19 protein-coding genes are annotated in these 17,602 nt (G+C 41.1%); 8 read left to right on the top strand and 11 right to left on the bottom strand.

What is annotated here, in order from left to right:
• Window positions 1-275 precede the first annotated feature (275 nt).
• Entirely contained in the window at window positions 276-1,073 is a 798-nt protein-coding gene (gene hpaI, locus ACPUEY_RS05830) for a 4-hydroxy-2-oxoheptanedioate aldolase (RefSeq protein ID WP_425121474.1), read from the bottom strand.
• Between the two features lie 249 nt (window positions 1,074-1,322).
• Here hpaI and nfsB point away from each other — a divergent pair, with 249 nt between their 5' ends.
• The gene (gene nfsB / locus ACPUEY_RS05825; protein ID WP_425121472.1) at window positions 1,323-1,976 is read left to right on the top strand and encodes an oxygen-insensitive NAD(P)H nitroreductase; all 654 of its coding nucleotides are present in this window, start codon (window positions 1,323-1,325) and stop codon (window positions 1,974-1,976) included.
• A 697-nt stretch (window positions 1,977-2,673) separates the two neighbouring features.
• On the opposite strand, the gene ACPUEY_RS05820 is transcribed toward nfsB, so the two are convergent.
• The 4 genes from ACPUEY_RS05820 to ACPUEY_RS05805 all read right to left on the bottom strand — a co-directional run bounded on the left by ACPUEY_RS05820 (window position 2,674) and on the right by ACPUEY_RS05805 (window position 6,402).
• On the bottom strand, window positions 2,674-3,537 hold the full coding sequence (locus ACPUEY_RS05820; RefSeq protein WP_425121471.1) for an EamA family transporter: 864 nt from the start codon (window positions 3,535-3,537) through the stop codon (window positions 2,674-2,676).
• A gap of 97 nt (window positions 3,538-3,634) precedes the next feature.
• Window positions 3,635-4,672 carry a class II fructose-bisphosphate aldolase gene (gene fba, locus ACPUEY_RS05815; protein WP_425121470.1) on the bottom strand — a complete coding sequence of 346 codons (1,038 nt, stop codon included), beginning with the start codon at window positions 4,670-4,672 and terminating at the stop codon, window positions 3,635-3,637.
• A gap of 122 nt (window positions 4,673-4,794) precedes the next feature.
• Window positions 4,795-5,067, bottom strand: a complete 273-nt coding sequence (locus ACPUEY_RS05810; RefSeq protein ID WP_092819411.1) for a hypothetical protein — start codon at window positions 5,065-5,067, stop codon at window positions 4,795-4,797.
• Between the two features lie 147 nt (window positions 5,068-5,214).
• Window positions 5,215-6,402: a phosphoglycerate kinase gene (locus tag ACPUEY_RS05805; RefSeq protein ID WP_425121469.1), complete on the bottom strand. Its 1,188-nt coding sequence runs from the start codon at window positions 6,400-6,402 to the stop codon at window positions 5,215-5,217.
• A gap of 141 nt (window positions 6,403-6,543) precedes the next feature.
• On the opposite strand from ACPUEY_RS05805, the gene ACPUEY_RS05800 reads away from it, so the two are divergent.
• The 6 genes from ACPUEY_RS05800 to ACPUEY_RS05775 all read left to right on the top strand — a co-directional run bounded on the left by ACPUEY_RS05800 (window position 6,544) and on the right by ACPUEY_RS05775 (window position 11,051).
• On the top strand, window positions 6,544-6,927 hold the full coding sequence (locus tag ACPUEY_RS05800) for a DUF2237 family protein (RefSeq protein ID WP_425121468.1): 384 nt from the start codon (window positions 6,544-6,546) through the stop codon (window positions 6,925-6,927).
• Window positions 6,927-7,520: a Maf family protein gene (locus ACPUEY_RS05795; RefSeq protein WP_425121467.1), complete on the top strand. Its 594-nt coding sequence runs from the start codon at window positions 6,927-6,929 to the stop codon at window positions 7,518-7,520. Before ACPUEY_RS05800 ends, ACPUEY_RS05795 begins: the two co-directional genes overlap by 1 nt.
• An 84-nt stretch (window positions 7,521-7,604) precedes the next feature.
• Window positions 7,605-8,378 (top strand): PP2C family protein-serine/threonine phosphatase, encoded by a 774-nt coding sequence (locus ACPUEY_RS05790; RefSeq protein WP_425121466.1) that lies wholly within the window; start codon window positions 7,605-7,607, stop codon window positions 8,376-8,378.
• 44 nt (window positions 8,379-8,422) lie between these two features.
• Window positions 8,423-8,626, top strand: coding sequence for a DNA translocase FtsK (locus ACPUEY_RS05785; protein WP_425121465.1), 204 nt, complete (start codon window positions 8,423-8,425; stop codon window positions 8,624-8,626).
• Window positions 8,623-9,816: a PD-(D/E)XK nuclease family protein gene (locus ACPUEY_RS05780; protein WP_425121464.1), complete on the top strand. Its 1,194-nt coding sequence runs from the start codon at window positions 8,623-8,625 to the stop codon at window positions 9,814-9,816. Before ACPUEY_RS05785 ends, ACPUEY_RS05780 begins: the two co-directional genes overlap by 4 nt.
• A 65-nt stretch (window positions 9,817-9,881) precedes the next feature.
• Window positions 9,882-11,051 (top strand): JmjC domain-containing protein, encoded by a 1,170-nt coding sequence (locus tag ACPUEY_RS05775; protein WP_425121463.1) that lies wholly within the window; start codon window positions 9,882-9,884, stop codon window positions 11,049-11,051.
• Between the two features lie 237 nt (window positions 11,052-11,288).
• Here the strand turns inward: ACPUEY_RS05775 and ACPUEY_RS05770 are convergent, their stop codons facing one another.
• The 5 genes from ACPUEY_RS05770 to ACPUEY_RS05750 all read right to left on the bottom strand — a co-directional run bounded on the left by ACPUEY_RS05770 (window position 11,289) and on the right by ACPUEY_RS05750 (window position 16,151).
• Window positions 11,289-13,169: an ATP-binding protein gene (locus ACPUEY_RS05770; protein WP_425121462.1), complete on the bottom strand. Its 1,881-nt coding sequence runs from the start codon at window positions 13,167-13,169 to the stop codon at window positions 11,289-11,291.
• Complete coding sequence (locus ACPUEY_RS05765) at window positions 13,166-13,849, bottom strand: response regulator (protein ID WP_425121461.1); 684 nt, start codon at window positions 13,847-13,849, stop codon at window positions 13,166-13,168. Before ACPUEY_RS05765 ends, ACPUEY_RS05770 begins: the two co-directional genes overlap by 4 nt.
• A gap of 307 nt (window positions 13,850-14,156) precedes the next feature.
• Entirely contained in the window at window positions 14,157-14,936 is a 780-nt protein-coding gene (locus ACPUEY_RS05760; RefSeq protein WP_425121460.1) for a glutathione S-transferase N-terminal domain-containing protein, read from the bottom strand.
• Between the two features lie 24 nt (window positions 14,937-14,960).
• Window positions 14,961-15,473, bottom strand: coding sequence for a ribonuclease E activity regulator RraA (gene rraA / locus ACPUEY_RS05755; RefSeq protein WP_425121459.1), 513 nt, complete (start codon window positions 15,471-15,473; stop codon window positions 14,961-14,963).
• Window positions 15,474-15,476: 3 nt separating this feature from the next.
• Window positions 15,477-16,151 (bottom strand): NAD(P)H-binding protein, encoded by a 675-nt coding sequence (locus tag ACPUEY_RS05750; protein ID WP_425121458.1) that lies wholly within the window; start codon window positions 16,149-16,151, stop codon window positions 15,477-15,479.
• 215 nt (window positions 16,152-16,366) lie between these two features.
• On the opposite strand from ACPUEY_RS05750, the gene rpsT reads away from it, so the two are divergent.
• Window positions 16,367-16,633: a 30S ribosomal protein S20 gene (rpsT, locus tag ACPUEY_RS05745; protein ID WP_425121457.1), complete on the top strand. Its 267-nt coding sequence runs from the start codon at window positions 16,367-16,369 to the stop codon at window positions 16,631-16,633.
• Window positions 16,634-16,809: 176 nt separating this feature from the next.
• On the opposite strand, the gene ACPUEY_RS05740 is transcribed toward rpsT, so the two are convergent.
• Complete coding sequence (locus ACPUEY_RS05740) at window positions 16,810-17,553, bottom strand: histidine phosphatase family protein (RefSeq protein WP_425121456.1); 744 nt, start codon at window positions 17,551-17,553, stop codon at window positions 16,810-16,812.
• Window positions 17,554-17,602: the final 49 nt, after the last annotated feature.

Genomic DNA, 17,602 nt, shown 5'->3' with positions numbered 1-17,602 from the left:
CAGCGGTATTGAATAAATTCACAGAATTAGGGCGCCCTCATACCCAAGTTGTCACTTAAATTTAGATCACTTAGGGGAGCTCAGCCTTTCAAACCTTTATGCAACAAAGCCGACCAAAAGTAAAACAGTTTTTGTAAATGACAAAGGCTTTGGGTTTCATGAGGCCATACTTTTCAAGGCAAAATCAAAGTAATACACAGAACTCCTGACCTTGCAATTACAGTTACTAGGAGTCCCTCAGGTACAATTTAGAAGCCGATATAAAATATTAAAAATTAATAGCCACCTTCAGATTTAACCACTTCAGTACCATCTTTATATTTGGCTAAAAGTTCACGCAGAGAGTTCATCAAGACACTGGTATCTACACCCACCGCAACAAACTCGGTACCCAAATCAATATATTTTTGCGTCACTTCATGCGCAGTCGATAGAATTCCCGCTGCTTTACCTGATGCACGAATGCGTTGAATGGCATCTATTACGGCTTTTTGTACTTCCGGATGATTCGGATTACCCTGATACCCCATGGTCGCAGACAAATCTACAGCGCCAATAAACACGCCATCAATACCATCCACTTTTAAAATCTCGTCCAGATTTTCCAAGCCTGTTACCGATTCAATCTGAATCAGCAGGCAAATATTTTCATGCGCTTTGGCATAATAGTCAGGAATGCTGTTCCAGCGCGTCGCACGTGCCAGTGCCGCTCCCACGCCACGAATTCCCTCTGGCGGATAACGTACCGCTTTCACCATCAGCTCCGCCTGCTCAACCGTTTCCACCATAGGAATGAGCAAGGTCTGCGCACCGATATCCAAAAGCTGCTTAATCAGCTGTACGCTGCCAATGGGTGGACGCACCACAGCTTGGGATGGATACGCTGCGATACTTTGCAGCTGAGAGAGTGTAGTTCTTAAATCGCTCGGTGCATGTTCACCGTCAATCAGCAACCAGTCATAGCCGGCATTGGCCGCAATTTCAGTGCCATAAGCATCTGCCAAACCCACCCATAAGCCAATCTGCTGTTGGGTTTTTAATCTTTTTTTAAAGTGGTTTGTATCATCTATCATTGTCTGACTCGGTCTACAGGCGAGGTAATTATTCGATTAAACGTGATTTAACAAAAAGTACCAATATAGATTTCGTATTTTATCATTGTATATAGCTATTAATAATTCATTTTATTAAGTTTTTATTCTATGCCACCATCAATACCGCATTCTTTATATCAGGATATAAGTTATCTAAAAATTCTTCCAAGCCATTTCAGCCAGGAATCAGGTAAAATCATTAAAAATTTAATAGTGGAAATGTCACTCATGGATTTATTAAACATTTCAAAAACACGTTACACCACCAAAGCATATGATGCTTCCAAAAAAATTCCCCAGGAACAATTTGAACGCTTACTGGAAATCCTGCGTCTCACGCCATCCTCCATCAATATTCAACCTTGGCATTTTTTTATTGCCGATCATCAAGCTGCCAAAGAGCGCATTGCCAAGGCTTTAGTGGGTAAATATGCTTATAATGCCCCTAAAGTCTTAGATTCTTCTCACACCATTCTGTTCTGTACCAAAGCAGATATCAGTGAACAGCATTTAGATACCCTGCTTACTCAGGATGATGTCAGTGGCCGTTTTAAAGATGAAAAAGCCAAACAGGGACAGAAAGACAGCCGCAGCGGATATGTGGATTATTACCGTAATGAAAAAGGTGATATTCAGCGCTGGGCAGAAAATCAGACCTTTATTGCGCTAGGTCAACTACTGCTAGCCGCAGGTATTGAAGGGGTGGATGCCACGCCTATTGGCGGATTTGATGAACAGATCATCCGCCAGGAACTGGAATTAGATGAAAAAGGTTTAATTCCGTCGGTGATTATGACCCTGGGTTACCGTAGTGACAATGATTTCAACGCTCAATTACCCAAGTCACGTCTGAGCCGTGAAGAAATTTTCACCAAGCTGTGATTAAAAAAAATTACAATAAAAGGGGCTTATAAGCCCCTTCCATGTCATTTCGGGACTTATTTTTGCAACACGATTAAGGTATATTGGCGCAAAAATAATAAACGGTAGTTCCCGATCATGCCTCCAGCTATTAAAATGCCGATAAAATTTGAATGCAAATCTTGTAAAACGGTTTACATGCACAAATACAGCCCAGATGCTATTTTGACCTCTTATCCTACCTGCCCTGATTGTCAGCAACCCGGTCAACTGCAGGGCACAATTGAAATGCAAGATCTATTCAAACATCCTGTTGTTCTGGTCAACTACTATTGGAAAGATACCTTACAGCGCTTTCAACGCTTGTGATTGATTTTATGTCCTTATTTTATAAATATTAAAATCCTGAATATACGACGCATTGAAATGCGCTGTATATTTTGATTTTCATTATTTCGCTGACAATTTTATGGTCTGCTTTTTGCTTCAAATCTATTTATAACGATTAAAATTTTTAAGAGGTTCCATATGTCTTTGTTTATCTCCATGCCAATGAAATTTGAGTGTCCTCATTGCCAGCAATATTATCTTCAGCTTTATCAGCAAGAAAATCATCACTATCCTGTCTGCCCTGTCTGTCATCAAAATGGCTTATTATTGGGTCTGGCAGAAAAGCAAGATTTTCTGCAGCATCCTTTCATTTTTGTATCGAGCTATATCAGACAGACATGGCATAAGCTAAGCAAATAACACTTACCAAACCTAAAGCTAGACCGAATGCCGTTGCAGGTTTCAATTTTTCTTTAAACAGCATTAAGCCACTGAAAGCACCCAAGATCACCACCAGAATATTCATGCCTGCAAACACAATTGCAGGCGTGTCTTTTAACAACATATGCGCCTTGACATACAGGGCTATATTGGCAAAATTTAAGATTCCCAGCCCCAATCCAGCCAGAATATTTTGACTACTGCCTGCTGTTTTCGTGGTCATGGCAATATACGCCAATGACAGAATGAAGGCACAGATAAACATCAAGTTTAGTGCCACGGCAAACTGCACACCCAAGCCAGTAGTATACTTGAGCAGCACATCAATCAGCGCATAGCCACACCAGACCAAAGCCAGATAGAGCAAGCCTTGCTTTGAAAATGGCTGCCCTTGCGCTGCCGCTTGATATGAAAATAAAATACTGAGTACAGCCGAAATTCCCAATCCAATCCCGATGATTTTCAAGCCATTAAACTGTTCCTGAAAAATAAAGAATGCTGCCAGCAGGGATAACACCACCGATAAGCGCTGGGCAATTTCCGTTTTGATAATACCGGCATATTGCAGTGATTTCGCCAAGCACAGAAAAATACTCGGCAATAGCACACCCAGCACGACAATCAGCCACCACGGCGTATCAATAACTGATATATGCTGTAAATCGGGCTTAAACCATAAAAAACAGAGTACACTTGCAGAGGCATAGTTCCAGACAATCATCTGCAAGACATCAAAGCCTTTGGCCTTGCATAATTTCAACAAAATTGAGATGACGACACTACAGCATGCTGCAGCCAATATAAGTTCCATCTTTTGCCTTATTTCCCCTATTTATCATGCTTTAGCAATTAGATACAGAAAAGCCCACAATAGATGTGGGCTTTTGATTATAGATAATTTTTATGGATTATTTATAACGACTGACCATTTTCTCTAAAGAAATTGGACGAATCTTGTCTGCATGACCTGCAGTACCGAACGCTGTATAACGATCTACACAGATTTGTTTCATTGCAACAATAGTTTCTGCAAAGAATTTACGTGGATCGAATTCGCTTGGTTTTTCAGCCATCATACGACGCATTGCACCAGTGGATGCCAAACGCAAGTCCGTGTCGATATTGATTTTACGAACACCGTGCTTGATTGCTTCAACCAGTTGTTCAACAGGCACACCATAAGTTTCTTTGATGTCGCCGCCAAATTCATTGATTACAGCCAACCATTCTTGTGGCACAGAGCTTGAACCGTGCATGACAAGGTGGGTATTTGGTAATACCGCATGAATTTCTTTAATACGGTCAATCGCCAGGATATCGCCTGTAGGTGGACGCGTGAATTTGTAAGCACCGTGTGAAGTACCTACCGCAATCGCCAAGGCATCTACATCGGTATCAGCAACAAACGAACGTGCTTCTTCTACAGAAGTCAGCAGTTGAGAATGGTCAAGTACGCCTTCTGCGCCTACGCCATCTTCTTCACCCGCCATACCGGTTTCAAGGCTACCCAGGCAGCCAATTTCACCTTCAACCGAAACGCCACAAGCGTGCGCCATTTGAACAGTACGGCGAGTCACATCTACGTTGTATTCGTATGAAGTTGGGGTTTTGCCATCTTCACCCAAAGAACCGTCCATCATGACAGATGAGAAGCCCAATTGGATAGAACGTTGGCATACGTCAGGACTTGTACCGTGGTCTTGATGCATTACCACTGGAATGTGTGGCCATTCTTCAATCGCAGCTAAAATCAGGTGACGCAAGAATGGAGCACCTGCATATTTACGGGCACCCGCGGATGCTTGCACAATGACAGGTGAATTTGTTTCGTCTGCGGCCAACATAATTGCACGCATTTGTTCTAAATTGTTTACGTTGAACGCTGGTACGCCGTAGTTGTGTTCTGCAGCGTGATCCAAGAGCTGGCGCATTGAGATTAGAGCCATAATATCCTCCCAGGTAATGCGCCATATTCTACATGGACTCAGGTTTCAATTCAGCAACTAAACACACTATTTCAAAAAAAATCCCTGCTTATGCAGGGACTTTTAGATCAAAAAACACAAACTTACTGTGCAGTTGCTGTAGAAGCAGCCTCATCGGTAGCGGCAGTTGCTTCATCTGCTGGTGCATTTGCCACTTCAGCAGGTACATCGGTATTTTTTTCATCCAGAACGGGCTTATCCAGTGCATCAATCGCTTTTTGCTGTTCTGGTGTGGTTTGCTCATCTACTGCTGCAGAAGCGGCAGTTTCAGTTTTAGGTGCTTCATCTTTCTTGGCACAGGCAGTCAAAGCCAAAGGTAAAATCACAAGTGCTGCAAGTGTTAATTTTAAATTCATCAGATTTTCCTACCACAGGAGATTTAATGAACGGAATTTTATTGCAGTTATATTGCATTTTTATGACTAAAAAATGAATCACTGAAGTGAAAGAGGAATGAAAAAAGGCTGACCGAAGTCAACCTTTTCTATTTTTAAAAGAATGTATTAAGCACGTTCTAAAAGCACAGCAACCGCCGGAAGTGTTTTACCTTCAACAAATTCAAGGAATGCACCACCACCAGTAGAGATATAGCCAATCTGGTCTGCAACGTTGTATTTATCGATCGCCGCTAAAGTATCGCCACCACCTGCAATTGAGAAACCGTCAGATTCTGCAATTGCTAAAGAGAGTGCCTTAGTGCCTTCACCAAACTGATCTACTTCAAATACGCCAACAGGACCATTCCAGAGAATCGTTTTAGAGGTTTTCAGAATTTCAGCAAATGCTTTTGCAGTTTCCGGACCCACGTCTAAAATCATGTCGTTGTCTGCAACATCTTCAACTTTTTTCACAACGGCTTTAGCCGCAGCCAATGAACCCAGGAAGTCGTCGAAGTTGATTTCAGAAGCATCTGCAACCACAACGTCAGTTGGAAGCGGGATAGATACTTTTGCTGCAATGGCTTTTGCAGTATCAATCAAATCATTTTCGCACAGTGATTTACCCACGTTGTAACCAGCCGCAACCAGGAAGGTATTGGCAATACCACCACCTACGATAATTTGATCGCAAATGTCTGAAAGTGAAGTGAGTACGTCAAGCTTAGTTGATACTTTAGAACCCGCAACAATGGCAACCATTGGTTTTTCAGGGGTTTTAAGGGCACGGCCTAAAGCATCCAGTTCTGCTGCAAGTAAAGGACCCGCTGCTGCGACTTTTGCAAAACGTGCTACACCTTCAGTTGAAGCTTCTGCACGGTGTGCAGTACCGAACGCATCCATCACAAATACGTCGCAAAGTGCTGCATATTTTTGTGCAAGTTCAGGATTATTTTTCTTTTCACCTACATTGAAACGGCAGTTTTCAAGCAATACCACTTGACCTGCTGCAACTTCAACACCATCTAAATAATCAGTGAAAAGTTTGACTTCCTGGCCCAAAGCTTCAGTTAAGTACGCTGCAACTGGCGCCAAAGACTGTTCAGGTTTTGGTTCACCTTCAACTGGACGACCAAGGTGTGAATAAACCATCACTGCTGCACCTTTTTCCACAGCCGCTTTAATGGTTGGTAATGCTGCGCGTAAACGTGCATCACTGGTAATTACACCGTTTTTAACAGGAACGTTTAAATCTTCACGAATTAGTACACGCTTACCTGCCAAATCCAGGTCAGTCATACGCTGAAAGTTCATGTATAGCTCACTTTATAGATATAAAAAACGCCCCGATTTTAAATGATTATGTAGAAAAAGGTTAGCATCTTTTGCAGAAAAGCTGTCGAAAGACAAAGTTTTGATTATCATAGTCAAAAGCCACATAATGATTTAGAACTTATGTCTATTCACCCAGATCCAAATATCAATCGCCTGAATGTATTAGGCGAACCCTTGGCAAGCTGTTGCTACTCTCCTATTACCGGCTATTTTCGTAACGGCTTTTGTCATACGTCCACCACAGATCTCGGTCAGCATACAATGTGTGCACAAATGACCGCTGAGTTTCTGAATTTTTCGCAAAAAATAGGGAATGACCTGATCACACCTCTTCCGGAGGTTGATTTTCCAGGTCTAGAACCGGGGGATTTCTGGTGCATTTGTGTGACCCGTTGGGTTGAAGCGTATCAGGCTGGTATTGCTCCGCCTATTAAAATACAAGCTTGCCATCAGGCTGTGCTCTCCTATGTTCCGCTTGATGTGCTTATGGAATATGCAGTGTAATGAGTACTCCCAAAATTATTTTGGCTTCAAGCAGTCAAACCCGTAAAGACTTGATGAATCGTCTTCGTATTGATTATCAATGTATGGTGCCAGATATCGATGAATCCCCTCGTGGTGAAGACCATGCAGATGAACTGGCCAAACGACTGGCTTTTGAGAAGGCCAAAACGATTGCAGAACAGTATCCCGAAGCAATCGTGATTGGTTCCGATCAGGTGGCCTGGCGTGAAGGTGCTCCCGATATCTTTATTGGCAAACCGTTGACCGTGGAAAAAGCTATCAAGCAGTTACAGGCCAATTCGGACAAAATCGTTTATTTCAGTACCGCATTAAGTGTGCAACAGCAGTCCACTGGCTTTGAAAAAACGCTGGTTGAACACTACAAGGTCAAGTTCCGTAAACTCGGTCATGCTGAAATTGAGCGTTATATTGAAGTCGATCAACCTTTAATGTGTGCAGGCAGTTTTAAGTGTGAAAGCCTCGGCATTAGTCTGTTCGAACAAATGACCGGACAAGATCAAACCACTTTAATGGGTATGCCGATGATTCAGCTGTGTCATATCCTGCGTCAGTTGAATGTGCTGGTGCCTTAATCTTTTTTAATTTTTTTCATAAATTGCGCCGTGAAGCAAGGCTTAAACGCGTAACTGCTCTGTAAATTTTGTACGGAGCAATTTATGGGAAACCTCTATTTTGAAATTCAAGGCCTTACATGGAAAGGGAAAGCGGATCAGCAGCAAGATGCGCTTTTAATTAATGGAAAAGTTATTCAGCACAAAGGCCTAATCACTCAGCTGCACAAATATCCTCAACACCAAGACTGGCATATTGGCATAGCTGATGGTGTCAGCCAAAGTCCGCACGCAAAGTTAGTTGCGACAACGATTTTAGGTCTTTCCTCGGCAGACATTCAAAATAGTACCGCCCTTTCCTTAGTAACTTTACAGGAACAGTTTTGTCAGGCTTTGCATAACATTCCGCAAAGTATAGGTTCTAGTACCACTTTAGCTTTTCTTTCACATCACCAATCTCAATTTCTGAACCTCCAATATTTAGGCAATACTAGAGCTTACTTATTTTCTCAACAAACTAAGCAGTGGCGCTGTTTAACGCATGATCATACATATTTAGAAGAACTGCGCAAAAAGCAATTGCTTCAAGAAGGTGAGCAATACGCCAGTATTTACAATACACTCACACAATTTTTTTGTGCAGATCCAATGCACCATGTCACTGAACAACCTCCTTTGGAAGAATACCTTTTAGAAAATGAAGCAGTTGTGCTGTGCAGCGATGGTTTACATGACATTCTAGAATGCGACCAATGGCCTTTATTACAACCAAATCAGTCACTCAAAGAATGGCTCCTCCAAATCAAAAACAAACTTGCACATTCACAAGCTTATGACAATGTAAGTATCGTCATTGTCCGTTTGTCTCCAGCAACTTAAATCCATGATAGAAAAACCGCATACTTTTTACTTGGGCAAAAATTATGAATCTATTGAATCTGCAAGCAGCAAAAATATTCTGCATGACCACAGGCTACGTTTCTACGTCAAGCTTACAAAGACACCTAAACCTCGGATATAATGAAACAAAACAAATAATTAATACTCTAATCGCTCAAAAACTCTGTGAAGAAACATTCACACCGCATTATGGCTATAAAGTTTTAAAAACTGGAATTACACAATGAAAAATGTCGAAAATTTGCTTCACTCCGTTTCACAAGAACTTAAAGCATTGGACATTGCACGGCAGCGTTATGCTCAACAGCTTGCACCAGATTTTTCTATTTTTAATTATATTTCCACAGATGAAATGATGCTCAGCCGTATGATTGCCGACTTACTCAATCCTAAAGGCGATCATGCTCAAGGGCATGTTTTTCTGTCATTGTTTTTAAAGCAACTGACAAATGCTCCTCACTATTCACTCTTGGACATTCATCGTGCAAAAGTAGACACAGAGGTTTTAACTTTTCGCAGCAGAACACAACGTCGGATGGATATTTATCTTGAAATTCCATATTCAGACGGCACGAATACTTTTGGCATTTGTATTGAAAATAAACCTTATGCTGCAGATCAGCCCAATCAGCTTATCGATTATGCAAAAGAATTAACCCTTGCTCATCAGGATCATTGGCATGTTATTTATTTGACTCAGAACGGGAATGAACCAAGCACTTTCAGTGTTGCACAGTGGACGTTAGAAAATTGGCAACAACAGAATAAATGTACTTTACTTGGCTACCCAACACTTAGTTATTGGTTAATGGCATGTATTTTAGAATCACAGAACAGCAAAGTAACTGCCTTTCTACACACTTTTAGCACATTTATTACTTCACATTTTTTAGGAATTAAGGATATGTCTGAATTCGAATCGATCGAAAAAATTATCCATAACAAACCAGAATATCAGAATGCATTTATGCAAATTTATAAGCATGGCGTTCAAATCAAAACTCAATTAAACAAACAGATTTCAGCTTTAAGGAACTTATTTAATGTTGATAATAAACAGGATAAAGTTCTCATCAATTTTCATGCACGCAATGATTACTCTGAATTGCTAAGTTGCTTATATTTTGATTTAGATGTTAAAAACTTCAAGGTATTCATTGATATTTATGCTTATCCTAATCGTTATGAAGTAATCCTTGCCGAAAGAACTTATGATTTAACTAAGACTTATCAACTCCAAGAAATAATTGAGCAACTTGGATATCAGAATCTAGCCATTACAGACAATAGCCGTTTGCTCCTACAAACTTATTCTCCAGAATCAGATCATCACACAATTCATCATTTTGTCGACAAATTAATTGACCACTTAATAGATTTTCATTTAAACGAAGAGCAAGCACTCGCAAGTGATTAATTTTGAACTTGCACATGCCTATCACTCAAGCGAAAATACATGAAATTTTCCAAGCAGTTTAAGCAATGTCTCAAGCTCTAGACGTACTCGGCGGCATCACGGCCGAACAATTCCTTGCCGAATATTGGCAAAAAAAACCTCTCCTTGTTCGTAACGCACTTTCTGAAATTGAAAATATTTTAGTCCCTGATGATGTTATGGAACTGGCGTTAGATGAAAACATTACCGCACGCCTCATCAAGCAAAAAGATAAAGATCCAAACCAATGGTCAGTCAAATCTTCACCTTTGATAAAAGCAGACTTCCAGAAGATGCCAAAACTCTGGACCCTACTGGTTCAGGCGGTAGATCATTATTCATTTGATCTGGCAGAACTGTGGAAGAAATTTCCTTTTATCCCGCAGTGGCGTCGTGATGACATCATGGTGTCATATGCACAAAAAGGAGGTTCTGTCGGTAAACACTTCGATTTTTATGACGTGTTCCTGGTACAGGGTTACGGCCACCGTCGTTGGCAATTGGGACAAATGTGTGATGCCGAAACTGAATTCGTTGCAGGGCAACCTTTAAAATTACTCCCGGACATGGACGTGAATTTTGATGAGGTGCTTGCCCCGGGTGATTTGCTATACGTACCACCGGGTTTATCGCACTACGGCGTAGCCGAAGACGATTGCCTGACTTTCTCTTTCGGTTTCCGCATGCCGAACGTGGCAGAAATGATGGATCGTGTCAGTGATAAATTTGCTGCAGATCAATTGCTCAAGAACCCGTTGACCGACATTCTGCGTGACAAAATCAGCCCGATTGGTCAAATCACACAGAATGAACTTGAGTACTTAAAAACTGAACTTTTGGCGCAATTGCAAAATCCGGCCGTGCTTGAAGATGCCCTGATGAGCCTGATGTCAGAACCGAAATATCCTGAAAATATTCCAGAGGCGGAAGCTATTGGTACAGGTGACCTGGAAGAAGCGTTGGATCAGGGCTATTCGCTCATGCTCGAGCCGGCATCTCGCCTGCTCTATACTGAAGCTGAAGGTGAATTGCTGTTCTGGGCCAATGGTGAAGGCATTCGTATTTCTGAAGCTTTTGCCCCAATTTTAAAACAGTTGGCGGATGGCGGTTCAGTATTGCTGGATGAAAATCTGTATGATCCAGACATGCTGGAAGACATTGTGAATTTGCTCAATGAATCCATTCTGATGCTGCTACCTGCCGCAGACGAAGAATAAGCAGTACCATAAAGGGGAAATTCATTTTCCCCTTTATTTTATATTGCAGCATTTCAGATATACAGATTAAAATTTTTCAACGTTCCCAAAAGAAAAATCATTATTCATATTCCCGCTTTTTAATTTAATTTGGGGAAAAGTCAAAAATAAAAGAGCTGAAAAATTCTAATTTTTTGCCGATTTTATAAAATGATGGCATAGCCAATGCTATCTAAAAATCAAGGAAAATTGAATTGCTTATTTCAGCTGAACAATCGCCTGAATGATGGTGCAACCCGGCTCAGAAGATAACTTCAATTCCGCCCCTATGCGCTCCAAGCGCATTTTCATACTGCGCATGCCAATACTTAATCCCTGTTGTACTACACTATCCGCATCAAAACCGACCCCGTCATCTTCTATACTCAAAATAAACTGGTTTTCCCGAATATAGACCATCGCTATTTTTACCTGCCTGGCCTGACTATGTTTAATAATATTGGTCAGGCTTTCTTCTAGTACCCGAATCAAGGTGAGACACTGCAAAGCACTCGGTACGGCTTGCCATTCATGCGGGAAAATCCATTTAGAACGAATATCCAGCTCATCCATAAGCTGACTAAAACGATGCCTAACGGGTGCCACCCACAGTATGGGATTGACTGGAATTTTATTGTCTGCAGATGAACCACTATCAATAATTTGCCTGAGGTCATCCCTTAATAATTTAAGCATCGATAAAAATTGCTTGTTTGAAATATTATGTGCACTTTGATCCACTAAAATCATCGAGCGCACCAGTGATGCACCTAAACCATCATGCAAATCATGGGATAAACTGATTCTTTCTTGCAGCTTGACATTTTTAAGCTCGAGTTGATGTTTTTCATTCAAACTGGAGCTTAAATCATTACTGACCTGCTGAACTTTCATTTCCAGCTGGGCATTAAATGCTTCAATTTTTTTAACGTTACGTGCCAATCTTGAGCCTAATATAATCACCATAAAAAAGGTGATCACCGGTCCAGTATAGGGAGATAATGGTCGAACATCCGTTACAATCTCACCTGATAATAATAAAAGGTCAAAAATCATAAAAATGACAATAGCGCTTAGGCAAATGGCCAAAAAGATATAATCTGTTCTTTTCGATTGAATGGCTTGGTAACAGACATATAAATAACCGCCCAGAAATACGCCGACATAGATTAAAAATATCAGTCCAAAAACCCAGTAAACGGACTGCTGCGGGGTAAGGAAAATACCTGCAATAATTAGTCCCGTCATTCCTCCAAAAACCGTTTCAACTTTAATAAAGTGCTTCTGGATGAATCTGAATAAATAAATACAGAAACTTAAGACATAAAGAACAAAAAAAGCCAAATTGGCCTGTGCTGCAATTAATACATTGGGATAGGGAAATGTTTCTGTGCTTAGTATATTGGAAATAAAGAGCACCCATAAAAAAGAACTTAAGGCAAACCACCCAAAAGTGCTCTCTTTTCGACGCAAGAGCCAAATCACAAAACAGATCACGCCAAAGGTAATGGATAAAATGAGGTTAATTAAAAATAAAGTTCGACGATTCCATACCTGACTTTGATATGACTCGTAAATGTTTTGTACATTATTAAAAGAAATCTGGCCAATACCCGGAGACTGAAAAGCCAAGCCATTCACATAAATTAAAATTTCATTTTCACCGCTGTTTAATCCCGATATCGGTAAAATCCAGTAACGCGGCATATTCCAGCTTTTTGACAGCGGTTCCTGTAAATGCTTATCTTTCCAGAGTAAATCACCGTTTAAATAAACTTCACCCGCAGAATTAATATAATGAATGAGAAAAGCAATCGGCTCGGCAAGTCTGGCCTGATTCTGGCATGACCAGCTCCATTGAATTTTGTACCACGCTGCTCCATTATAATTTGGCCACCGCTTATTCCATTGATCGGGTAAATCCACAGACTCCCAGCCTTGCTTGGGTAAAATGCTGACAGAACTGGTTTTAACGCTATCAACAGAATGGATGTGCACTGCACATTGTGCATTGATATTTTCAGTTCTTTCTGCATGACTGACTTGACTCAGCAGGCTAAGAACAAAAATTAAAAAATAATGCACAATCAACCGCTTCATAAAATCCCTAAGGATCGTGCTGCACTGACGGCCTTTGTTCTTTTGCTCACCGACAATTTCCGGTAAATATGCTTGATATGACTTTCAACCGTATATTTAGAAACAAAGAGCTGTTCGGCAATTTCCCGGTTACTCATGCCTTGAGCCACCAGATTCAAAATCTCCGTTTCCCGGCCGGTTAACAGTTCCGTATCGGCATCTATGATTTTCTGATCATCCGCTGGGGGTATGATCGCAGCCGATATCTGTTTTAAAATTTCTTGAGCAATAAAAGGGTCAATTGGTGCACCGCCACGTAAAATACTGCGAATAGACAACAGTACCTCTGCATCATCACGTTCTTTCAGGACATAACCTGTCGCACCTGCCTTGATTGCTGAAAATAAGCTTTCCTGAGTACTCCAGGCCGATATCACCAAGATCATGGCATTGCTATCCAGTGCACGCAGCTTTTCAATCAGCTCTATGCCATTGCCGTCAGGAAGTCCCAGATCCACCAAAGCCAGGGAAACAGGTTGCTGCTCTATTTCGGTAAACGCCTGTTGCAAGTTTTTGGCAAAAATGAGCATTTCTTTGCTATAGCCCAGTTCTGTCAATATATTTTTTAACCGTTCTTGAATCAGTCCTTCATCTTCAACAATTAAAACTGGAACGGGTAAAATCGTTTCTAATTCTGACACACACCACCCCCTGTTATAACCGCTGACTATAACGAAAAAAACAATCTCAACGATATCCCTAAAACTAGGTAATTTAATGACTTTTATATTAATAATACATCAATTTTATTTACGATGCTGCTGTCTAGCGGTTTAAATAAACACCATAAAATAAAAACTTTAAAGTTTCAATCGATGATTGATCCATCGTCGATCCATTCAATATTCTGACTATGTTACAGGGTATAACTTACTTTAAATTTAGCTTAACTTGATCAGCTGTAGGCAAAAAAACCGCTGCTTGAGCGGTTTCTTATTTCGGGCTGGATTAGTGACCATATTGCTGGTTTAAGTATTTCACAATTTGTGCCGACTCAAACATTTTCACCCCGGTATTCGGATCAATCAAATAAGGAACCTGAATATCACGTCCCATAATTTCAACGGTCTTTTCACGTTTACCACCGGCCAAGGGTTGATATTTTCCGGGTTTTAAACGCAGTACTGCCGGTCCCATATCCTGCCAGCGCTCTTTGGCCACATTATGGTAAACATACGGCAGCTCGAGCTCGGTTAATAGCGCTCGTACCACACGGGTAAAGGGACTGGCTTCAAAGCCCCATAACTCCAACAATTGCTCCGGTGCTGCACGATCTTTAATTTTCCGGTTAATCCAGACGCCGCGTGCCCCATTAATAATGGTTCCAGCTAAAGCTAGGACAGGAATTTTAGGATAATGGGCAAATTTTTTCGGTGTGGTTCCCGTTCGGCCATAATGCTTAAACAGATAATGGATAATGTCCTGAGATTCATACATCTGAACCCCGGTATTTTCATCAATTAAAAATGGAAACTGGTTTTTGCCACCTTTTTCTTTGACAATTTTCCGGTATTTCTGTCCACCCTTCGGGCAAGGATAAACCTCATAATCCAGATTTAACAAGGTTAAGACTTCACGCACACGACGGCAAAATGGCGAACCTTCAAACTCATAAAGTTTCAGCAATTTTTCAGGCTGCTTGGGAAAAGCAGTACCGCTCACGCCACGTCCACCTTCAGTCAAAGATGAAGCTAAAGCCTGTATCACTTTAATTTGATGATTCACCATTTTTTTATCCTTGTATCTCTGTCTTTATAAATCGACTAATTTTTCTTTTGCCACCACAATGCCGTTGTTGTCAGCATAGATGTAATCGCCAGAACTGATGCTTACACCGCCAAAATACAAAGTTAAATCCACTTCGCCTATGCCTTTGCGATTGCTTTTTTGTGGAATTGCAGCCAATGCATGCACCCCCAGATCCAGTTCAGCAATGGCATCCACATCCCGTACACAGCCGTAAATCACAACACCATTCCAGTGATTCTTAACCGCTGATTCAGCAATCATATCGCCCATCAAGGCACAGCGCATGGATGCGCCACCGTCCACCACAAGCACTTTACCGGTACCATCGGTTGCGAGCAATTCTTTGACACGTGAATTATCTTCAAAACATTTTACGGTGACTGCCTGCCCCCCAAAGCTTTTACGTGCGCCATAACTTTTAAAGAATTTTCCATCCATTGATGGGGTGACCACCTGAATTTCTTTTTCTGGATTGTCATCAAGTAAATCACAGGTTACGAATGCTGGATTAGACACTTTTTATTTCCCTCGTTTGGAATTTTGTATGCGTAAATTATCATAAATTTCAAACTTTTCAGTTTGAGTTTGTGCAGCCTCGACCATAGTATGAGCCACTTGCGCTGCTGTCACTGGCTTATATTTAAATGTATCAGGAACCCAATGCGAGAATTTTTGATACAACTTTTGCGTCATATCTTCCAATAGGCGTCGTTCTGATCGTTCACCCAGTAATAATGACGGGCGCAGAATGGACACATATTCCAGATTTAAGCCTTGGATATGCTGTTCCAGCTCACCTTTGACTTTATTGTAAAAAATTCTGGATTGCGCATTTGCACCTAGCGCACTAATTAATAAAAAGTGGGTCTGGGTCGATTCAAATAAATCGGCAAAATGTGCATTGATTTCATAATCAATAGTATAAAAAATCTGTTTTGAGCCGGCCTTTTTTAGTGTCGTGCCTAAACAGCTAAAGGCATGGCTATAGCCATTTACATCTTCATCGTTCAGTAACAGAAAATCTTGCAGTATAAACTGCTGTACTTTTTTCAGGCTGTTAAGCTTTGGATCTTCATGCCGGACCACAGCGGTAATTTTTTCACAGTCTTGTATCTGGTTAAGCTGCTGCAAAAGTTCCCGTCCCACCAAACCTGTTGCACCAATCACAATTGCACTTTTAATCGATTTAGTCATTTTTTAAGCAATCTCTTTAGGTTATTACTAATGTAACGGTTTCTTTATACTTTTTATGCATCTAAAATGTTGCCGAATCAAGTCAAGACTTGACTTAACGCCATAGTTTAATCACAATATGGCACTTGTTTACGGGCTGGTGATAATTCTTCTGATGAAGGTTTTCAGTTGCAATTTCAGCCCGCCCAGACCAATCTAATTCAAGGAGTGCACGAGTGGCAAACTCTGCTCAAGCTAAAAAACGTGCTCGTCAAAACGTTAAAGCACGTAAACACAACGCAAGCTTACGTTCTATGGTTCGTACTTATCTTAAACGCACAGTAGCTGCAATCGCTGCTGGTGATTATGCTGCTGCTACAGAAGCGTACACAACTGCGGTTCCTGTAATTGACCGTATGGCTGATAAAGGTATCATCCATAAAAACAAAGCTGCTCGTCATAAGAGCCGTTTGAATGCACAAGTTAAAGCTTTAGCTAACTAAGTTGTTGCATTGAAAAAAGCCCGTTTAGGGCTTTTTTTACGCCTATAAAAAGTTATTCAGTCTAAAAATAGCGCATTATAAAAATATAAAGTGCTTCAAAACTTTTATTAAAAACTGTTTTTTAGCCTTACTTTATTCAGGAAGAGAATCCAGATGGCATTTCTTTAAAGCCAATGCTATTTTATTTTTTCCAGGTTCTGGAACTCCCGAATCGACAGCTCATTCACTTGGCCACGCCAAATCCATTTCAGTTTGGATTCTAGAAATACATCACCTTCAAACCAGACAAACAGGCCTTCCATCATTTTTGGCCAGTCTTCCCGGCTAACGGTATTACGACCAGAAATCACCGCAATAATGGCTGCCAAAATAGTATCGTGACTCACGGCCAGACTTAAACCAAAATGATCTTGCGGATGGGTGTTATAAATCAGCTCCAGCACATCGACCACACCGGTTATGGGATGTTTCATTCCAGGCAAGGCATTATTAACAAAACTGTTAATAAAGCCCAAAGCACCCTGTTTCTGAAAATAAGGCCCCGCCTGTTTAATATCCAGCACAAAACTTCCAGGCTCGACCAGCAAGCCTTGCTGGACAATTTCAATATGATGGGTATTTTGTGCCAGCGTACTCGTATCGGCACCCTGAATCATTAAGGCAGCAGTATCGACACAGCGCTGGATCGGACTTGAAATGCAGTGCTGGATGCTACGGTCCGTATTATCAATTAAATAGCTTCCCCACGCCTGTGCCAAGTCACGGCCTTGTTCGGTTAACTGCAAATCATAGCCAGCCAGACCCTGCCCTGTAACGACCTCACGAATAGAATGACGGGTAAACAGGGTAACAGGGGTTTTGGCATCAGGCAGCAAATCGAGTGCCTTCAGCATACTTGTAGGGAGTAGATCTAACGCCATGAAGCAGCCAAAATTAAACATGGGTACATAGCACACTATAGCATGTTAA

It is taken from the genome of Acinetobacter sp. G11 (assembly GCF_049808495.1).
GTDB lineage: Bacteria > Pseudomonadota > Gammaproteobacteria > Pseudomonadales > Moraxellaceae > Acinetobacter > Acinetobacter kookii.
The sequence above is the reverse complement of the archived record's forward strand: the minus strand, read 5'-3'. Positions and strand labels throughout refer to the sequence as shown.

What these genes read in the sequence shown, in the direction of transcription:
- hpaI (WP_425121474.1), bottom strand. Translation starts at nt 1,073, where the DNA reads ATGATAGATGATACAAACCACTTTAAAAAAAGATTAAAAACCCAACAG.
- nfsB (WP_425121472.1), top strand. Translation starts at nt 1,323, where the DNA reads ATGGATTTATTAAACATTTCAAAAACACGTTACACCACCAAAGCATAT.
- ACPUEY_RS05820 (WP_425121471.1), bottom strand. Translation starts at nt 3,537, where the DNA reads ATGGAACTTATATTGGCTGCAGCATGCTGTAGTGTCGTCATCTCAATT.
- fba (WP_425121470.1), bottom strand. Translation starts at nt 4,672, where the DNA reads ATGGCTCTAATCTCAATGCGCCAGCTCTTGGATCACGCTGCAGAACAC.
- ACPUEY_RS05810 (WP_092819411.1), bottom strand. Translation starts at nt 5,067, where the DNA reads ATGAATTTAAAATTAACACTTGCAGCACTTGTGATTTTACCTTTGGCT.
- ACPUEY_RS05805 (WP_425121469.1), bottom strand. Translation starts at nt 6,402, where the DNA reads ATGAACTTTCAGCGTATGACTGACCTGGATTTGGCAGGTAAGCGTGTA.
- ACPUEY_RS05800 (WP_425121468.1), top strand. Translation starts at nt 6,544, where the DNA reads ATGTCTATTCACCCAGATCCAAATATCAATCGCCTGAATGTATTAGGC.
- ACPUEY_RS05795 (WP_425121467.1), top strand. Translation starts at nt 6,927, where the DNA reads ATGAGTACTCCCAAAATTATTTTGGCTTCAAGCAGTCAAACCCGTAAA.
- ACPUEY_RS05790 (WP_425121466.1), top strand. Translation starts at nt 7,605, where the DNA reads ATGGGAAACCTCTATTTTGAAATTCAAGGCCTTACATGGAAAGGGAAA.
- ACPUEY_RS05785 (WP_425121465.1), top strand. Translation starts at nt 8,423, where the DNA reads ATGAATCTATTGAATCTGCAAGCAGCAAAAATATTCTGCATGACCACA.
- ACPUEY_RS05780 (WP_425121464.1), top strand. Translation starts at nt 8,623, where the DNA reads ATGAAAAATGTCGAAAATTTGCTTCACTCCGTTTCACAAGAACTTAAA.
- ACPUEY_RS05775 (WP_425121463.1), top strand. Translation starts at nt 9,882, where the DNA reads ATGTCTCAAGCTCTAGACGTACTCGGCGGCATCACGGCCGAACAATTC.
- ACPUEY_RS05770 (WP_425121462.1), bottom strand. Translation starts at nt 13,169, where the DNA reads ATGAAGCGGTTGATTGTGCATTATTTTTTAATTTTTGTTCTTAGCCTG.
- ACPUEY_RS05760 (WP_425121460.1), bottom strand. Translation starts at nt 14,936, where the DNA reads ATGGTGAATCATCAAATTAAAGTGATACAGGCTTTAGCTTCATCTTTG.
- ACPUEY_RS05750 (WP_425121458.1), bottom strand. Translation starts at nt 16,151, where the DNA reads ATGACTAAATCGATTAAAAGTGCAATTGTGATTGGTGCAACAGGTTTG.
- ACPUEY_RS05740 (WP_425121456.1), bottom strand. Translation starts at nt 17,553, where the DNA reads ATGGCGTTAGATCTACTCCCTACAAGTATGCTGAAGGCACTCGATTTG.